Annotated in this window: 21 protein-coding genes and 2 tRNA genes; 15 read left to right on the plus strand and 8 right to left on the minus strand. The window is 73.5% G+C overall.

From position 1 onward, the window contains the following. Positions 1-22 precede the first annotated feature (22 nt). Together F1615_RS05885 and F1615_RS05890 are read left to right on the plus strand one after the other, a co-directional pair. A tRNA-Ser gene (locus F1615_RS05885) sits at positions 23-110 on the plus strand. Between the two features lie 228 nt (positions 111-338). Beyond that, the gene (locus F1615_RS05890; RefSeq protein ID WP_149547817.1) at positions 339-995 is read left to right on the plus strand and encodes a DUF1326 domain-containing protein; all 657 of its coding nucleotides are present in this window, start codon (positions 339-341) and stop codon (positions 993-995) included. A gap of 18 nt (positions 996-1,013) precedes the next feature. Here the strand turns inward: F1615_RS05890 and F1615_RS05895 are convergent, their stop codons facing one another. From F1615_RS05895 to F1615_RS05920, 6 genes are all read right to left on the minus strand, one after another. Next, entirely contained in the window at positions 1,014-1,850 is an 837-nt protein-coding gene (locus F1615_RS05895) for a DUF2182 domain-containing protein (RefSeq protein ID WP_149548210.1), read from the minus strand. A gap of 98 nt (positions 1,851-1,948) precedes the next feature. Beyond that, complete coding sequence (locus F1615_RS05900; RefSeq protein ID WP_149548211.1) at positions 1,949-3,751, minus strand: copper resistance CopC/CopD family protein; 1,803 nt, start codon at positions 3,749-3,751, stop codon at positions 1,949-1,951. Positions 3,752-3,908: 157 nt separating this feature from the next. Beyond that, a complete protein-coding gene (locus F1615_RS05905) occupies positions 3,909-4,682 on the minus strand; it encodes an SDR family NAD(P)-dependent oxidoreductase (RefSeq protein WP_149547818.1) in 774 nt (257 codons plus the stop codon). Beyond that, entirely contained in the window at positions 4,679-5,158 is a 480-nt protein-coding gene (locus F1615_RS05910) for a cupin domain-containing protein (protein ID WP_149547819.1), read from the minus strand. Before F1615_RS05910 ends, F1615_RS05905 begins: the two co-directional genes overlap by 4 nt. After that, on the minus strand, positions 5,155-5,763 hold the full coding sequence (locus F1615_RS05915) for a GNAT family N-acetyltransferase (protein ID WP_149547820.1): 609 nt from the start codon (positions 5,761-5,763) through the stop codon (positions 5,155-5,157). The genes F1615_RS05910 and F1615_RS05915 overlap by 4 nt, the downstream gene beginning before the upstream one ends. Beyond that, positions 5,756-8,047: a penicillin acylase family protein gene (locus F1615_RS05920; protein ID WP_425385628.1), complete on the minus strand. Its 2,292-nt coding sequence runs from the start codon at positions 8,045-8,047 to the stop codon at positions 5,756-5,758. Before F1615_RS05920 ends, F1615_RS05915 begins: the two co-directional genes overlap by 8 nt. A 118-nt stretch (positions 8,048-8,165) precedes the next feature. Between F1615_RS05920 and F1615_RS05925 the strand changes: the two genes are divergently transcribed. From F1615_RS05925 to F1615_RS05940, 4 genes are all read left to right on the plus strand, one after another. After that, on the plus strand, positions 8,166-8,888 hold the full coding sequence (locus F1615_RS05925) for a siderophore-interacting protein (protein WP_149548212.1): 723 nt from the start codon (positions 8,166-8,168) through the stop codon (positions 8,886-8,888). A gap of 24 nt (positions 8,889-8,912) precedes the next feature. Next, on the plus strand, positions 8,913-9,515 hold the full coding sequence (locus tag F1615_RS05930; RefSeq protein ID WP_149547822.1) for an HhH-GPD-type base excision DNA repair protein: 603 nt from the start codon (positions 8,913-8,915) through the stop codon (positions 9,513-9,515). Between the two features lie 229 nt (positions 9,516-9,744). Then, the gene (locus F1615_RS05935) at positions 9,745-10,041 is read left to right on the plus strand and encodes a type II toxin-antitoxin system VapB family antitoxin (RefSeq protein ID WP_004943146.1); all 297 of its coding nucleotides are present in this window, start codon (positions 9,745-9,747) and stop codon (positions 10,039-10,041) included. 179 nt (positions 10,042-10,220) lie between these two features. Next, positions 10,221-10,835: a LytR C-terminal domain-containing protein gene (locus tag F1615_RS05940; protein WP_149548213.1), complete on the plus strand. Its 615-nt coding sequence runs from the start codon at positions 10,221-10,223 to the stop codon at positions 10,833-10,835. A 32-nt stretch (positions 10,836-10,867) separates the two neighbouring features. Here F1615_RS05940 and upp read toward each other — a convergent pair whose 3' ends face one another. Continuing rightward, entirely contained in the window at positions 10,868-11,503 is a 636-nt protein-coding gene (upp, locus tag F1615_RS05945) for a uracil phosphoribosyltransferase (protein WP_149547823.1), read from the minus strand. 138 nt (positions 11,504-11,641) lie between these two features. Between upp and F1615_RS05950 the strand changes: the two genes are divergently transcribed. The 8 genes from F1615_RS05950 to F1615_RS05980 all read left to right on the plus strand — a co-directional run bounded on the left by F1615_RS05950 (position 11,642) and on the right by F1615_RS05980 (position 16,087). After that, entirely contained in the window at positions 11,642-11,884 is a 243-nt protein-coding gene (locus F1615_RS05950) for a hypothetical protein (protein WP_149547824.1), read from the plus strand. Positions 11,885-12,149: 265 nt separating this feature from the next. Next, on the plus strand, positions 12,150-12,689 hold the full coding sequence (locus F1615_RS05955; protein WP_149548214.1) for a hypothetical protein: 540 nt from the start codon (positions 12,150-12,152) through the stop codon (positions 12,687-12,689). 65 nt (positions 12,690-12,754) lie between these two features. Beyond that, positions 12,755-13,186, plus strand: a complete 432-nt coding sequence (gene tadA / locus F1615_RS05960; protein ID WP_149548215.1) for a tRNA adenosine(34) deaminase TadA — start codon at positions 12,755-12,757, stop codon at positions 13,184-13,186. Positions 13,187-13,230: 44 nt separating this feature from the next. Further along, positions 13,231-13,315 (plus strand) — tRNA-Ser (locus tag F1615_RS05965). A gap of 100 nt (positions 13,316-13,415) precedes the next feature. After that, entirely contained in the window at positions 13,416-13,592 is a 177-nt protein-coding gene (locus F1615_RS35550) for a hypothetical protein (RefSeq protein ID WP_167533673.1), read from the plus strand. Further along, positions 13,592-13,885: a Dabb family protein gene (locus F1615_RS05970; RefSeq protein WP_149547825.1), complete on the plus strand. Its 294-nt coding sequence runs from the start codon at positions 13,592-13,594 to the stop codon at positions 13,883-13,885. The genes F1615_RS35550 and F1615_RS05970 overlap by 1 nt, the downstream gene beginning before the upstream one ends. A 207-nt stretch (positions 13,886-14,092) precedes the next feature. After that, positions 14,093-14,929: an RNA polymerase sigma factor SigF gene (locus F1615_RS05975; RefSeq protein WP_208818267.1), complete on the plus strand. Its 837-nt coding sequence runs from the start codon at positions 14,093-14,095 to the stop codon at positions 14,927-14,929. A gap of 246 nt (positions 14,930-15,175) precedes the next feature. Then, positions 15,176-16,087: an RNA polymerase sigma factor SigF gene (locus F1615_RS05980; protein ID WP_149547827.1), complete on the plus strand. Its 912-nt coding sequence runs from the start codon at positions 15,176-15,178 to the stop codon at positions 16,085-16,087. 138 nt (positions 16,088-16,225) lie between these two features. On the opposite strand, the gene F1615_RS05985 is transcribed toward F1615_RS05980, so the two are convergent. Beyond that, on the minus strand, positions 16,226-16,420 hold the full coding sequence (locus F1615_RS05985; RefSeq protein ID WP_149547828.1) for a hypothetical protein: 195 nt from the start codon (positions 16,418-16,420) through the stop codon (positions 16,226-16,228). A gap of 229 nt (positions 16,421-16,649) precedes the next feature. Here F1615_RS05985 and F1615_RS05990 point away from each other — a divergent pair, with 229 nt between their 5' ends. Then, positions 16,650-17,141, plus strand: a complete 492-nt coding sequence (locus F1615_RS05990) for a MarR family winged helix-turn-helix transcriptional regulator (protein WP_149547829.1) — start codon at positions 16,650-16,652, stop codon at positions 17,139-17,141. Positions 17,142-17,148: the final 7 nt, after the last annotated feature.

The raw sequence follows: 17,148 nt of genomic DNA on the forward strand, positions 1-17,148 counted from the left end.
TCGGTCATGTAATGTTTCCGGCGGAGGATTCGCCTAGAGGCCTAGGGCGCACGCTTGGAAAGCGTGTTGGGGGCAACCCCTCACGAGTTCGAATCTCGTATCCTCCGCCAGTGCCTCACCGGGCACGAAGTCGAAGGGCCCCCTGGAAACAGGGGGCCCTTCGACGTTGCCCGCGTCACCGGATCCGCGCGACCTCCTCGGTGCCGGGGTTCCCGTCACCGCGGCGTGGGGTGCAAGCTGGAAGTGAGGCCGCCTCGTCGTTCCGGGCGCGGGCTCGGGACACGCGGTCTCGCCACTCCGAGTGGGCCCCGCCAGGGGCCCGGCGGGAGGGAAGCGAGATGACCGATCACGTCACCACCGCCACACGCTGGCACCTGACCGGCGACTGGTTCGACGTGTGCAAGTGCGCCATACCGTGCCCCTGCACCTTCGCCCAGCCCCCGACCTACGGCGACTGCGAGGGCGTGCTGGTCTGGCACATCCGGGAAGGCAGCTTCGGCGACGTGCGGCTGGACGGCCTGAACGTCCTGATGCTCGGCTCCTTCGTCGGCAACCCCTGGGCCGGCACGCACACCGACCCGTACGCGGCGGTCTTCCTCGACGAACGCGCCGACGAGCGGCAGCGCGCCGCGCTCGGTGCCGTCTTCGGCGGTGAGGCGGGCGGGTGGCCGGCGGAGTTCGGGGAGATGTTCCACCCGGAGATGCGCGGCATGGACGTCGCCCCCGTCCACGTCGAGATCGACGAGGATCTCGCCACCTGGCGGGCCGAGATCCCCGGCCGGGTCACGGCCGTGGCGGAGGCGCTCACCGGCCCGACGACGCCTCAGGGCGCGCGCGTCCAGGTCCACAACGCCCCGGGGGCCGAGGTCGGACCGGGCCAGGTCGCCACCTGGGGCCGGGCCACGGCCGACCGCGCCGACGCGTTCGGCTTCTCCTGGGAACGCTCGGGGAGGTCGAGCAAGCACTTCCCGTTCGACTGGAGCGGCCCCGACTAGCAGCAGCCGTCAGGAGCGTCACATGCCGTCCGTCATCGGCATCGGCGCCCGCAGCCCCGGCAGCAGCCAGTCCTGGAACGGCGCGAGCACGGCGAGTACGAGGAACGCGACGCCCACGCCCCGGGCGAGCAGCGGACCACGGGACCACAGCTTCTCGACGAAGATGACGACGGCCAGCCCGGCCATCGCCGCCACGTTCATCACGCCGAGCGGCACCAGGACGACCATCAGGCCGGCGCAGCAGCCGACGCAGTAGGCGCCGTGATGGACGCCCACCCGGAGGTCGCGGGCCGGCCGGCGGAACCCGGCGTAGCGCACCAGGTGGGCCATGGGGTCGCGGCAGTGCCGCAGACAGACGTTCTTGAGGGGGCCGAGCTGATACAGGCCCGCGAGCAGGAAGGCCACCGCGCCGATCCAGCGTCCGGCGGTCGGACGGTCGTCCACGAGGTCACCGGTGAGGGCGAGGGCCGCGTAGGCGAGCAGGCCGAAGGCGGTCCACACCAGCAGGTAGCCGCCCGTGAACTCGACGGTGCGCACGGTCCGTGTCCAGCCGGAGGACCGGCGGCCGATCGCGCGCACCCACGTGAGGGCCACCGGTGCCATGGACGGCAGCATCATGGCCGCCGTCATCGTCACCCACAGCAGCAGGAACAGCGGCAGCGCCGTCCCCATGGTGCCGGGTCCCACCCCCATGTCGCGGGCCTGCCCGATGGTCAGCACCCAGGCGGGTACCGCGATCAGGAGGACCAGGAGCCAGGCGGCTGCCAGATCCCGCGCCGGCAGCAGGCCTCCGCCCGCTCCGGCCGGCGCGGGGTGCCGGGCGGAGGTGACGGTGGACGTCCTGCTGTGGCGCATCGGCATGTACCCCTGAGGCTGCTTCCAGGACAGCACGGATGCCTCCGCGCCGCGACCGCGCCCGGTCGGCCCGTCGACGCCGGGCCGTGGGGAGAGCCTCAGCGCGTGATCCGCACCTGCCGGGTCTCGGTCACCTGGTCCACCTCCGAGACCCGGACCGTCAGCCTCATGGTCCAGGTGCCTTCGAGGGGGAGAACGACGTCGCTGGTGGCCCAGTAGCCGCCCCGGTCGGTCACCTCGGCGTCGATGGGGCCGATGTCCTCGGCGGCGAGGCTGAAGGAGACCCGGACCTCCGGTACGGAGGTCAGGGCACCGGTGGGGCCGAAGACCACGGCCTGCAGGCCGTTCTGGCCGACCCGGCCGGGGTCCATCGTGATCTGCACCGTGCCCCGGCCCCCGGGTGTGCCGACGTCGTAGGGGACCGTGAACGCCTCCGCACCGGGAAGCCCTGCCACCTGCGGCCGGGGCGCCTCGGCCGCCTCGGCCTCCGCGCGGGCGGGGAGGGTGCCGGTCAGCACCGTGGTGATCAGCAGCACGACGACGGCCACGGCCACCTCGGCCAGCACGGACCGGCGCAGGGCGCGGCGGTAGTGGCCGGAAGCCGGCGGCGTCCCGGGCACGTCCGGCCCGTCCGGCGCGTCCGGAACGTCCGGCGCCGTCTCCGCGGGCCCGGGTCGCGGGGGCGCGCCGGACGCTCCCACCAGCTCGGGCACCCGTGCCTCCACCGCCGCCTGCGCCTGCGCCCCGCTCACCAGGAGCGCCGTCCAGCGGCGGGACAGACCCGCCGCCAGCAGCAGGAAGACGGTCGCGGCCAGTTTGGCCGTCAGGGTCCGGCCGTACGAGGAGTCCGTGAGGGCGGCCCAGGAGCCCAGGCCGCGCCAGGACTGGTAGGTGCCGGTGACGACGAGCACGGTCACCGAGAGGAAGGCCAGGCGGGAGAAGCGGGCGAGGGTGGCGGGCGGGGGCGGGGTCTTCGCGCGGTACAGGGTGAGGAGCAGCGCCGTCAGGCCGCCGAGCCAGCAGGCCGTCGCCAGCAGGTGGAGGACGGACGACGTCATCGCCAGCGGGACCTGGATCCCGGCGGAGGCGTGTTCGGCCGCCGCCCAGGTCAGGGCGAGGGCGACGGAGAACGCGGCGCCGGCCGCCAGGCGCGTCCTGGGGCCGCCGCGCCGGGCGAGCGGTGCCAGGACGGCCGCCGCGAGCAGGAGCAGGGCCAGCCGGGTCAGCAGGGCCAGGCCCGGCCGGCCGGTGAGGGCGCCGGAGAACGCGGCGGGGTCGAGGGCGGCGGAGGGCGGCGTGCCGTTCTCGTACGGGGCGCGCAGGACGAGCAGGGCGGCCGTGGCCGCCAGCAGGGTCCACCAGCCGGTGAGCAGCGCCGGCCGCAGCGGGGTGGTGTCCGGCGGACGGCACAGCCCCGCGAACGCCGCCGCGCCGATCAGCAGGGCGGCCGCGATGTACGCGAGGTAGCGGCCGGTGTCGTAGAGGCTCTTGGTGACCGGGTGCTCGGCGTGGTCCGCGGGTGCCGCGGGCGGGTGGGGCGAGGGCGAGCCGACGGAGAAGGTGAAGGCGCCGGAGACCGGGTGGCTGTCGGCGGAGACCACCCGCCAGGCCACCGTGTAGGTGCCGTCGGCGAGGTCGCCGGGCAGTGCGGCGCGCGCGGTGTCGGAGGCGCCGTCCGCGTGCCGCGGCTCGCCCAGCCGGACCCGGCGGTTGTCGGGGCTGTAGACGCGGAAGGAGTCGTCGAGCAGGCCGACCGGCTCCGTGAAGGTCAGCGTGAGGTGCCGCGGGGCGGACCCGACGACGCTTCCGTCCCCGGGGTCGCTGTCCCGGAGGGCGGCGTGGGCGCTCGCCGGGGCCGCGCTGCCGAGGAGGAGCAGGACCAGCACGGTGCCCAGCAGCACCAGCCCTCGGAGCCGCCGGGTCCCGCGGCCCGCGGCCCCGCCCCGTCCGCCGTCGGCCACCGCCTCGCTGCGCCGTCGCTCCACGTCGTACCCGCCTCCCGGCAATCCGGCTACGGGGTAGGTACGGACGGCGGGCCCGGCGTGCTCACCGGGCGGCTCACCAGGTCGGCCGGGCCGACACTCCCCCGTCCACCACCAGGTCGTGGCCCGTCACCCAGGACGCGAGCCCGGAGGCCAGGAACACGCAGGCGTCGCCGACGTCCTCCGGGCGGCCGAGCCGGCCCACGGCGGACGCCTCCCGCCACCGGCGCACGCCCTCCGGCCAGGCGTCGGCCAGGCCCTCGCGCTCGACCAGTCCCGGCGAGACGGAGTTGACGCGGACGCCCCACGGCCCGTACTCCACGGCCGCCGCGCGGGCGTGCGTCACCACCGCCGCCTTCGACACGCCGTAGTGGGCGTGGCCGGGGGCCGGGCCGCGGGCCTCGACGGAGGCGATGTGGGTGACGGAGCCGCCGCCGTCCTGCTCGCGCATGAGGCGTGCCGCCGCCCGGGTGCAGGCGAAGACACCGGTGAGGTTCGTGTCCACGACCGTGCGCCACTCGTCCGCCGTCATCACCGCGAGCTCCCGGACGGGCTGGATCCCTGCGTTGTTGACCAGCGCGGTCAGCCGGCCGCCGCCCCACTCGGCCGCCTCGGTCACCACGCGGACGCAGGCGTCCTCGTCGGTCAGGTCCCCGCGGAGGACGACGGCCGCGCCGCCCGACTCCCGGATGCGGCCGGCGGTGTCCCGCGCGGACGCCACCGACGTACGGCAGTGCAGCGCGACGGCCGCGCCCTCCTCGGCTAACCGCCGCGCGATGCCCCGGCCGATGCCGCCGCCCGCGCCCGTGACCAGGGCGACCTGGCCCCGGAGCAGCCCCTGTCCGCTCATGGTCGGCACAGCTCCGCGATGAGCGCCGCCCGGCCGGGATGCCGCTCCGTCAGTTCCGCCGCGTCGCCGTGCTCGTAGCCCTCGTAGGTGAAGCCGGGCGCCATCGTGCAGCCGAACAGCGTCCAGGCGCCGCCCGCCGCCACCCGCGCGCCCATCCAGGTGCCGGCCGGGACGGTGAGCTGGACGTGCTGGCCGCCGAGGACGTCCGGGCCCAGGACGGGGGTCCGGGAGGTGCCGTCCGGGGCGAGGAGGAGGAGCTGGAGCGGGTCGCCGAGGTAGTGGTGCCAGATCTCGTCGGCGGGCAGGCGGTGCAGGGCGGAGAAGTCGCCGGGTGCGTCGGTGAGCAGGACGACGACGGCGGTGCCCTCGGGCCGGCCGTCGGGGCGCACGGGACCCGCCCAGGTCTGCCGGAACCGCCCGCCCTCGCGGGGGATCGGCTCCAGACCGTAGTGGGCGACGAGGTCCTCGGGGGTCACCTGCCGAAGGCTACCTCGCGGGTGAGGAAGGCGAGTTGCGCCCTCTTCTCCGGCAGATACACGTCGGGCAGGTCGATCTCCGGCAGCACGACCTCGGGGCCCGCGGTGAAACCCTGCTTCGCGAAGCGGGCGATCGCCTTCCCGTTGGCGACGTCCGGGTCGACCACCACCCGCTGCCGGTCCAGCACCAGCAGGACGTACGTGGCGACGGCGGTCAGTACACCGCCCGTCCAGCCGGGTCGCGCGCCGTCCGGCCCGGCGGGGGCGAGGAGCAGGTGGACGCCGATGTCGCCGGGTTCGACGGGGTAGCACGCGCCGACGCGGTCCGCCTGCGGTTCATACGTCTGGAGCAGCGCGGCCGGGGTGCCGTCCACGAGGACGAGGTACGCGTGGTGGGTGTCGAGGGTGTCCATGTGGGCGTAGATCTCGGCGACCTGACGCACGGTCAGGCCGTTCATGCCCCAGAAGACGGCGCGTTCCCCGCTCACCCAGCGGTGCAGCAGGGGCGCGTCGGCGGCCGGGTCGAGGGGCACGACGCGCACGGAGCCGATGCCGTCGACCTCCTGCTCGTGGACGGCCGGGCGGGGGGTGTAGGGGTCAGACATCGGTCTCCTTCGTCAGCTGCGCCCAGTCGGTGAGGACCGGGGCCAGATCTCCGGCGAGCCACAGGGGCTGCTGGTCGCGGTGGTGGGGTGAACCGGGCACGCCGCAGGCGCCGAACGGGACCACCCAGCGGCTGTCCTCGCGCCGGGCCAGGTCCCAGACGTAGCGGGCGGCCGGACCGCGCGCGGCGAGGTCGGTGAGGCCGGGCACCGGCGAGGTGCACAGCACGCAGTCGTGGTCGCCGGACAGACCGGGCTCGTCGTACGGCGTCCCGGGCGGCAGGGCCCGCCAGGGGGCGAGGCGGTGGGTGTCGCCCCAGGTGCCGGCGGGCGGCCGTGCCGCGACCTCCTCCAGCGCGGCGCGGACGGCCGCCGGGCGGTCGATGCCGTACAGGTCGCCGGCGGTGAGGAGGTGTTCGAGGGCGTGGCCGACGCGCGGGACCAGCGCGAGCCAGGGCCGGAAGACCTCGGGGTACGGGGGTGGCGTGGCCGCCGCCGCGAACGCGGGGTGGGCCGCGAGCCGGCGTACGAGCGCCGTGCGCAGCGCGGCGAAGGCGGCCGCGTCGGCACTGTCCGCGTCCATGTGGCGGTTCCAGCGCAGGAGGCGGTCGCGCAGGGCGGCGGCGGGCCCGGTGAGGCCCGGTGCGTCGAGGGTGGCGAGGTGGTCCAGGAGGGGGGCGGCGGAGGCGAGGTGGGTGTCCATGTGGAGGGCGGGCATGTCCGCGGCGGACCAGCGCGTCCGCCCGGCCAGCAGGGCGGTGATGCGGTCGGCGCGGTGCGGCGGGGCGAATTCGACGCCGAGGGGTGCGGCCGGGCCGCGCTGGTTCGCCATCACGGCGACACCGTCGGTCAGTCCGTCGCGCGGCGGGGTGTGCCAGCCCTGCCACGCGTGCCCGGGCTCCCAGGCGGGCACCACGCGGGTCCGGTTGGCCTCGTGGCGGACGGGGACCCGGCCGGCCACCCGGTGCAGGGTGCCGCCGTCGGTGTCGGCGGCGAGGACGACGTTGACCGGCTCGGCCCACAGGTCGACGGCCCGGTCCACGTCGGCCACCCGGCGGGCCCGCAGCAGCGGCAGCAGGGTGCCGAAGCCGAGGTCGCCGGTCACGCGGGGCGGGTAGCGGAGGGCGACGGCGAGCGGGGGTTCGCCGGGCGGGGGCACGCCGTCGTCGAGGCCCTCGGGGCCGCCGATGACGACGGGACCGCGGTCGGTCTCGATGACCTCGACCTCGACCGGCTCCTCGCCCGCCACCTCCACCGTCTCGGTGTGCCGGACGGCCCGCCGCCACGTCCCGTCCGGGCCGAGCGCCTCCACGCCGGCGCCGGTGCGCCGCAGCCGCTCGCGGTAGAGGTCCTGGTAGTCGGCCATGGCGTTGGTGATGGCCCAGGCGACCGTGCCGGTGTGGCCGAAGTGGGCGACACCGGGCACGCCGGGCACGGCGAGGCCGACGACGTCGAACTCCGGGCAGGACAGGCGGATCTGCTGGTACACGCCCGGGTCCTCGATGAACCGGTGGGGGTCCCCGGCGATGACCGCCTGCCCGGTGACCGTGCGCTCCCCGGCGACCAGCCAGCCGTTGCTGCCGGAGGTGCCGGGCCCGTCGGCGGCGAACAGCCCCACGGCGTCGGCACCGAGGTGGGTGGTGATGTGCTCGCGCCAGAGCTTGGCGGGGAAACCGGCGAAGAGGATGTGGGTGGCGAGCCAGACCGCTAGCGGCGTCCAGGGCTCCCAGCGGCCGGGCGCGAGACCGGCACGGGCGAACTCGGAGGCGGCGCTCGCACCACCGCCGGGACCACCGTCTCCCGGGCCCGCGGTCCCGCCGGGGCCCCTGCCCCGCGCGCCCGGGCCGCCCGCGGGACCCCCGGCCCGCGCCCCCGCGCCCCGGGACGGCGCCGGCGCCTCGCCGGCGCCGTCCCCGCCGGGGCCCCCGGGCCCGGCGGAGCCATTCCCCCGTCCGGCCGGGTCACCGGCAGACGCGTCGGTCCATGACCCGGCCCGCGCGCCCGAGTCCCGCAGGGACGTCAGTTCCTCGTTGACCCCCGCCACGTACGCCCGTACCCACGCGGCCGTTTCCGGGTCCCGGCGCTCCAGTTCGGCGAAGCAGCGGCGGGCCGTGTCGGCCAGGCGGGCGCGGCGGGCGAAGCGGTCCCAGGAGAGGGCCTCGGGGCCCAGGAAGGAGGCGGAGGTGCCCTGGGCTCGGTGGCGTTCCACCTCGAGCTGCCAGGCCCGGTCGAGGGCGGTGACCCGGCCCTGGGTGCGCGCGAGTTCGTTCGCGCTGTCCGCCCGCAGGTGCGGGATGCCCCAGGGGTCCCGGAAGATCTCGCCGGTCACTGTGCCCTCATTTCCCTTTAGGTTAGGCTCCCCTAAGTTAGCCGTGGCGGAATCGTACGCGAAGGGTGACGAGGCGATGGGGCAGGGGCGGGGTTGGGAGGGCGCGGTCCTCAGACTGCTGCGCGCGAAGGACTTCGAGTGCACCGTGACGGGCGGCGAGGACGTCACCGCCGGCTACCGGCGGGTGCGCTTCACCGACGGGGGGATGCTGGCGGCGACCGGCGTCCACCCCACGATGTGGGTGCGGCTGTGGTTCGACAACGCGGGCAGGCCGCACCAGCGCGCGTACACCCTGGTCGACCCGGACCCGGCGGCCGGCACGTTCAGCCTGGAATTCGCGCTGCACGAGGGGTGCGCCAGCGACTGGGCGAGGACGGCGAAGCCCGGTGACACCATCGGGGCGACCGTGCAGGGCACGGGATTCGAGCACCCCGACCCCGCTCCCTCCCACGTCTTCGTGGTCGGTGACGCGGCCTCGCTGCCGGCCGTCAACTCCCTGCTCGCCGCGCTGGGCTCCGCCCCGGCGACCATCTGGTTCGAGGGCACCCTCGACGGGCTGCCCTGCCTGGCCGACCCCGGCCGGCACGAGGTGCGCGAGGTGCCCCGGCGGGAGGCGGGAGCGGCGCTGGTGGAGCGCGTGCGGGCCGAGCTGCCCGGGCCGCTGCGGTCCGTCCCCGACCCCTACGTGTGGATCGCCTGCGACACCGCGACCACCCGGGAGCTGTCGGCGTTCGTGCGCAAGGAGCTGGGCGTGCCCAGGCAGCGGCTGCAGGCGCTGGGGTACTGGCGCGCGAGCTGACCCGCGACGCGGGATCATCGGGACATGGACGTCACTCTTCACCTCGCCCAGGACCCCGACGCCGACCGGCTGCTGGGCCGCAGCCCGCTCGCCGCGCTGACCGGGATGCTGCTGGACCAGCAGATCCCGATGGAGTGGGCGTTCAAGGGCCCGGCGACGATCGCCCAGCGGCTCGGCGCGGACGATCTGGACGCGCACGGGATCGCCTCGTACGACCCCGACGCGTTCGCGGCGCTGCTCTCCGACAAGCCGGCCGTGCACCGCTACCCGGGCTCGATGGCGGGCCGCATCCAGCAGCTGTGCCGGTACCTCGTCGAGCACTACGACGGTGACGCCGAGGCCGTCTGGCGGGACGTCGGCGACGGCAGGGAGCTGCTGAAGCGGCTGGAGGACCTGCCGGGGTTCGGCAAGCAGAAGGCCCAGATCTTCCTCGCCCTGCTCGGCAAGCAGCTCGGGGTGCGGCCCACCGGCTGGCGGGAGGCCGCCGGCGCCTACGGCGAGGACGAGTCCTTCCGCTCCGTCGCCGACATCACCGGGCCGGAGTCCCTGTCCAAGGTGCGGGCGCACAAGCAGGAGATGAAGGCGGCGGCCAAGGCGGCGAAGGCCGCGAAGAAGCAGGGCTCGTAGCGGGACGGGCGGCCAGGGGCGCGCCGGGACGCGCCGGGACGCGCCGAACCCTTTCGGGGGAATCAGCCGCGGGGCCGCCGGATCGGGTCCGGCCACCTCGGAGGCGTCGCCGAACAGCGGACGCGCCTCACCGGGGAAGCCCGTTTACGCCCGGTTCGCGTACCTTTTCCGGCGTCGCACTGCGTCGCCATGGCTGCGCCCGGAACGTCTTGACCGGTAGGCTTTCCGTGTGATCTTCAAGCGCATCGGAAACGGCCGGCCGTACCCCGACCACGGCCGGGAAAGCACCCGGCAGTGGGCGGACGTCGCGCCGCGCCCGGTCCGCCTCGATCAGCTCGTGACGACCAAGCAGCAGCTCGACCTCGAGACCCTGCTCGCCGAGGACTCGACCTTCTACGGCGACCTCTTCGCGCACGTCGTGAAGTGGCAGGGCGACCTCTATCTGGAGGACGGGCTGCACCGCGCCGTGCGGGCGGCGCTCCAGCAGCGCCAGGTGCTGCACGCACGCGTGCTCGAGCTGGACTGACACCCGCCCCCGGGAGCCGTTCCCTCGCTCCGGCACCCGCACGGGCGTCCGTTCGGAGTCCTTTCCACGGCCGGTTTGGCCCTTTCGGGTCGGACTGCACCCAGTCGAATGATCATCTAGTAGGCATTGCAGCCCGGGCGCACTACGCTGCGCTCATGAGCATGCTCACTCCACCTGGCATGGGCGGCCAGTACCGGATCACCGGCGACCGGTACCCGCGGATGCGCCGGCCCCGGCGACGCGGAAGGCTCGTCGCGCTGACCGTCGCCTCCGTCGCCGTGCTCGGTGTGGGCGGCTGGGGCACGCTGCAGCTCATCGACGTGTTCACCGGCGGCGGCGACTCCGCCTCCGCGGTCGGCACCAAGGCGGGCTGCGCCACCAGGGCGACCCCCGCGACCGCCCCCAAGGTGCTCCCCGTGCCCGGCACGATCACGGTCAACGTCTTCAACGCCACGACCCGCGGCGGCCTGGCCCAGAAGACGGCCGACGAGCTGAAGAAGCGCGGCTTCAGGATCGGCGAGGTCGCCAACGCGACCAAGGAGTACGACAAGAAGGTGAAGGGGAACGGCGTGCTGCTCGGGCCCGCCTCCGCCCTCGACACCTCGCTGCCGGTGCTCGGCGCCCAGCTCGCCGGCGCCGAACGCCGCACCGACCCCGCCCGCAAGGGCGGCGAGATCGACCTGATCATCGGCGACGCGTTCCGGGAGCTGACGAAGAAGGCGGACGCCGACCGGGCCCTGACCGCACTGGCCGACCCGGAACCGACGCCCGCCTCGAAGAAGAAGAAGTGCTGACGGGCGACCGCTGAGGACGCGGGGACCGCGGCCTACTCGGCCGCCCCGTACATCCGGTCCCCGGCGTCGCCGAGACCCGGCACGATGTAGCCGTGCTCGTTGAGCCGCTCGTCCACCGACGCCGTCACGACCGTCACCGGCGTGCCGGCCAGCTCGCGCTCCATGACCTCCACGCCCTCCGGGGCGGCCAGCAGCACCACGGCGGTCACGTCGTCCGCGCCGCGCTTGATCAGCTCCTGGATCGCCGCGACCAGCGTGCCGCCCGTGGCGAGCATCGGGTCGAGGACGTACACCTGGCGCCCGGAGAGGTCCTCCGGCATCCGGGTGGCGTACGTCGAGGCCTGCAGCGTCTCCTCGTTGCGGATCATGCCGAGGAAGCCCACCTCGGCGGTCGGCAGCAGCCGGACCATGCCGTCCAGCATGCCGAGACCGGCCCGCAGGATCGGCACCACCAGCGGGCGCGGGTGGGAGAGCTTGACGCCCGTGGTCCGCTCCACCGGCGTCCGGATGTCGACCTGTTCGGTGCGCACGTCACGCGTGGCCTCGTAGGCGAGCAGGGTGACCAGCTCGTCGGCGAGACGGCGGAAGGTCGCGGAGTCGGTGCGCTGGTCGCGCAGCGTGGTGAGCTTGTGGGCGACCAGGGGGTGGTCGACGACGTGGAGACGCATGTGGTCAACAGTAACCGGGCCCCGAGGGCCGGTCGTCCCCGCGCACGGCGAGCACCCCCGGGCACCCGTCACTCCTTCGCTGGCGATAAACCGGCTGTCCGGGGGAAAGTGGGAGGGACGGATTGGAGTGATGCCCCCATGCCTGAGCAGCAGGAAGACCGAGGCAATCCGTCGCCGCGCGAAACGCCCGGCCCTGCCGGGGGCCGCGGAGGCCCGAGGACCGGTGCCCAGCCCGAGTCGGAGGCCGAGCGCCGGCGGCGCCGCGCCCGGTTCCTGCGCGAACTCGCCGAGGCCCGCGCACTGCGCGAGCGGGTCCAGCCGCGCCGCGCCAAGGCCGCCCGGCTGCGGCACGCGATGCGCATGCGCACCTTCCGCTGGTAGGAAGCACCTCCCGAGTGCCGCGCGGGTGCGGCGGGCGGGGCCGCGTACGATCCGCACGTGGCGGCGACAAGGGCGTCGGCGAGTCCTTCGGGGCGCACTCGGTGAACCGCGATCGAAACTGGCGGACACAGGGAGCCGAAGACATCCCCTGACGGCCTTGTTTCTGCCACGATTCCGAGTGGGTGGGGCTCGTGACCGACCTCGCCCGCACACCTCCGCCGGGGGGATTCCCGACCGGCACCCTATGACCAGTGGGAGAGTCACGGTGTACTTCGCCGCACTGCTCGCGCGCACCGAAGACGGGTGGGAAGCGAGCGACACGGAGCTCGACGATGTGGAAACCCTGTCGGATCTGGCCGACCTGGCCCGGGAAGCCTCTCCCGACGAGGACACGGTGCTCGTGCTGATCGAGCAGGAGGAGGGCTGGTTCGGCGTCGTCCGCGTGGACGGCGAGGAGGATCCCCGGGTCTACGTCTCCGACGCCGCCGCGGCCGCCCGCAGCAGCTACGGCGAGATCCTGCTCACCGACGAGCTGCTCGGCCGTGAGCCCGGGGACGACGGCCCCGACCTGGACGCCCTCGACCTCGACGGCACGGAGGACGGCGAACCGGACGGCGAGGACGCCGACGACGGCGCCGCGCCCGCCGGCTCCGCCGACGCCGTGCCGCACGGACCGGTGGGGGACGCGCAGGTCCTGGAGGACCTGGGCGTGAGCGAGAAGGAGCTGCGTGCGATGACCGGGGACGCCGTCAACGAGATCGCCGAGGTCCTGGGCGCCTCGGAGGTCCTGGAGACCGTCCGCTGACCGTGCCGACCACCACCACCGCGTCCGGACGGCCGGACCCGGTACGCGACCGCTGGCGGGCGGCGATGCGACTCGCCCTGGACGAGGCGGCCCTGGCCGTCCGGGGCGGGGACGTCCCCGTCGGCGCCGTCGTGCTGGCCCCGGACGGCACCGCCGTGCTGGCCGCCGCCCACAACGAACGCGAGGCGGCCGGCGACCCCACGGCCCACGCGGAGGTCCTCGCCGTCCGGCGGGCCGCCGCGGAGCTCGGGGAGTGGCGGCTGGCCGGCTGCACCCTGGTGGTGACGCTGGAGCCGTGCACGATGTGCGCGGGCGCGATCCAGCAGTCCCGGGTGGACCGGCTCGTCTACGGTGCCCGGGACGAGAAGGCGGGCGCGGTCGGCTCCCTGTGGGACCTCGTCCGCGACCGGCGGCTCAACCACCGGCCCGAAGTGATCGGGGGAGTGCTCGCCGAAGAGTGCTCCCAGCTGCTCACGGAGTTCTTCCGCGAGCGCTGAATCCGATTTCAAACCACGCCCCACCTTGCTGTAAGGTCTCCCTCGGTAGCGTGTCCGAGCGGCCGAAGGAGCTCGCCTCGAAAGCGAGTGTGGCGCAAGTCACCGAGGGTTCAAATCCCTCCGCTACCGCTGGTGAAGGGCCTCGTCGTCGGACGGGGCCCTTCGTGCGATCATGGGCCCGCTCGACGCATGTGACGACCGTGCACACCGGTGACAGGGGAGGGCCGCGATGGCGGTGAACGCGAAGAAGGCCGCCGTCTACGTCCTCGTGGTCTTCGTGCTGTATCTGATCATCACGGACCCGGAGAAGGCCGGCGACTACGTCACGGTCGGGTTCGAGGGCATCTCGGACGCCGCGAAGGCCGTCGGCGACTTCATGACCTGGCTCGCCGACGGAGGAAAGTGATGATCCGACACCTGGTGCTCTTCAAGCTGAACGAGGGCGTCGAGCGCGACGACCCGCGGGTCGTGCGGGGCGTGGAGGCCTTCCGCTCGCTCGACGGCAGGATCCCGGAGATCCGCTTCTGGGAATGCGCCTGGAACATCAGCGACCGTCCCATCGCCTACGACTTCGCCATCAACTCCGCGTTCGACGACGCGGACGCGCTGCGCCGGTACGTGGAGCACCCCGAGCACCAGGCCGGTGTCGGACTGTGGCGCGAGTTCGCCACCTGGGTGATCGCCGACTACGCGTTCTGACGCTCCGTCCCCGAGGTCTGAGGACATCCCGGACGTCTCCCGAGGGCCCCCCGCCGTGACGGCGGGGGGCCCTCGGGCGTCATGTCGCCGCCCTTCGCCCCTCAACACGGAATATGCGGTGCTTGCACACAGTGAGTCTGTCTTGTGATGCTATGACCGCTTTTGACGGATGAGTTGACGGACGACGAGTGCGATGAAGAGGTGGCGTTGACCGTGTCGGCCAGTACTGCGCCGCCCCAGGACGAGGTGTCCCCCGATCCGGTCCAGACCCCCGCCAGGCGACGCGGCGCCGACACCCGGGCGCTGACCCAGGTGCTCTTCGGTCAGCTCAAGGACCTGGAGCCGGGCACGCCGGAGCACACCCGCGTGCGCACGGCGCTCATCGAGGCGAACCTCCCGCTCGTGCGCTACGCCGCCGCCCGCTTCCGCTCCCGCAACGAGCCGATGGAGGACGTCGTCCAGGTCGGCACCATCGGGCTCATCAACGCCATCGACCGCTTCGACCCGGAGCGGGGCGTGCAGTTCCCGACGTTCGCGATGCCGACGGTGGTCGGCGAGATCAAGCGGTACTTCCGCGACAACGTCCGCACCGTCCACGTACCGCGCCGGCTGCACGAGCTGTGGGTGCAGGTCAACAGCGCCACGGAGGACCTCACGACCGCCTTCGGGCGCTCCCCGACGACGGCCGAGATCGCCGAGCGGCTGCGCATCACCGAGGAGGAGGTGCTGTCCTGCATCGAGGCGGGACGGTCGTACCACGCCACCTCGCTGGAGGCCGCACAGGAGGGCGACGGGATGCCCGGACTGCTGGACCGGCTCGGCTACGAGGATCCCGCCCTGGACGGCGTCGAGCACCGCGATCTCGTCCGGCACCTGCTCGTCCAGCTCCCCGAGCGGGAGCAGCGCATCCTGCTGCTGCGTTACTACAGCAATCTCACCCAGTCGCAGATCAGCGCGGAACTCGGCGTCTCGCAGATGCACGTGTCCCGTCTGCTGGCGCGCAGCTTCCAGCGACTGCGGTCCGCAAACAGGATCGACGCGTAACCGGAACGAGCGAATCGCTCACGAGTGCCGTTCTGTGCTTTTCTGGGCCGAAAGGCCGTCAGACCCCTTGTTTCCAGGGCCGATTCGCATCTCGGATGTCGACATGTCACTACAGCGCGTTGCCGACATGTGACATTCTGCCGGAAGCGCGTTTGCCGGAGCCTCGGCGCCGGTATTCAGGTGAAGGCTGCGTTCCTCGGATCGGGAGCGTTCGCCGCGACCGTCCCGCGACCCAAAGGGGGTGGCATGTCCGCAGATCAGGGCAGCTCGAAGGTGCTCACGCTCGCGGAGAGCGAGAAAGCTCCCCATGCTCTCGACGCACTCGGCCCCATCGACGAAGGCCCGGCCACACCGGTTCCGGAACTCCCGGACACGACGGAACTGCCGGACACGGCGGCCCTCGACACCCGCACCCTGTCCCGCTCCCTGTTCCTGCGGCTCGCCGCACTCGACGAGGACAGCCCGGAGCGTGCCTACGTCCGGGACACGCTGATCGAGCTCAACCTCCCGCTGGTGCGGTACGCGGCGGCGCGGTTCCGCTCGCGCAACGAGCCGATGGAGGACATCGTCCAGGTCGGCACGATCGGGCTGATCAAGGCGATCGACCGCTTCGACTGCGAACGGGGCGTGGAGTTCCCGACGTTCGCGATGCCGACGGTGGTCGGCGAGATCAAGCGGTTCTTCCGCGACACGTCGTGGTCGGTGCGGGTGCCGCGCCGGCTGCAGGAGCTGCGCCTGGCGCTGACGAAGGCCGGCGACGAGCTGTCCCAGAAGCTGGACCGCTCCCCGACGGTCGCCGAACTCGCCGCCGTGCTGGGCGTGTCGGAGGAGGACGTCGTCGACGGACTCGCCGTCGGCAACGCGTACACGGCGTCCTCGCTGGACTCCCCCACCCCCGAGGACGACGGCGGCGAGGGTTCCCTCGCGGACCGCCTCGGCTACGAGGACACGGCGCTGGAGGGCGTGGAGTACCGGGAGTCGCTCAAGCCCCTGCTCGCCAAGCTGCCGCCGCGCGAGCGGCGGATCATCATGCTGCGCTTCTTCGCCAACATGACCCAGTCGCAGATCGGCGAGGAGGTCGGCATCTCCCAGATGCACGTCTCACGGCTGCTCACGCGGACCCTCGCCCAGCTGCGGGAGGGCCTCATCTCGGACTGAGGCACCACACGGCACGGGGCGTCCGCGGGACGCTCCCGTCCGTGGGTTCGGGACTCGTGGCCGCCGGGGCGCCCTGCACGGGCGCGACGGCGGCCGCCGCCTTGTCCGCTCGCGCTCCTTCAGCGCGATCCGCTCGCGCTACTTCAGCGCGAGCCAGGCCACCGCCGCCACGACCGCCACGGCGACGACGATGCCGACGATCAGGCCGATCCGCGGCCCGCCGCCGGTGGACGGGGCCTGCCGGCCCTGGGGTGCCTCGTCGACGAACGCGCGGAACATCTGGGTGTTGCCGGCGGGGTCGTGATTGCCCTGCGGGCCCTGGGTGTTAGCCATGTCCCGAGACCCTAGCGAATCCCCGACGGGCGTCCCAAGCGGGGCAGGGGCGGGGCACTCGGCCGACGGCCCCGGGACACGGCGGAACGGGCCCCGACCTCGCCACCTGCGCGTTTACTGTCGCGATTACTTGCCTTTGCCAAGTTTTTGAGCCGCTCCGCCCGTTTTTATTTGCCTGTGGCAACCATCAATCTCTACGGTTGCTTCAAGCAACGAAACGGGAGATGCCATGGCCGAGTCGGCGCAGTACGAGGAGCTGGTCCGGCAGTTCAGCGCCTTCGGCGCCGTCAAGCGCGAGATGAACCGGATCATGCCGGCCGACTGCCACGGCGGTTCCGCGTCCGTGCTGGCGCTCCTCGGCCGCCACGGCGACATGCGCATGAGCAGGCTCGCCGAGCTGCTCTCCGTGGACATGTCGGTCACCAGCCGCCACGTCACCCACCTGGCCGAGCGCGGCTGGATCGAGCGCTCCCCGGACCCCGCCGACAGACGGTCCCGCATCCTGCGCCTCACCCCCGCCGGCCGGGAACGGCTCGACGAACTGTTCCGGAGGACCACCGAGCTCCTCGCCGAGCGCCTGGGCGACTGGTCCGACGAGGAGGTCGGCCGCCTCATCCAGCTGATGGCCCGGCTCAGGGACAGCTTCGGCGACTGCCGCACCGTGCCCCGGCCGGCACCTCCCGCACGCGCAGAGACCACCCGTACACCCGCAAGCACATAAGAGAAGG

The organism is Streptomyces marokkonensis, assembly GCF_008312835.1.
In the GTDB taxonomy this organism is placed as follows: domain Bacteria; phylum Actinomycetota; class Actinomycetes; order Streptomycetales; family Streptomycetaceae; genus Streptomyces; species Streptomyces marokkonensis_A.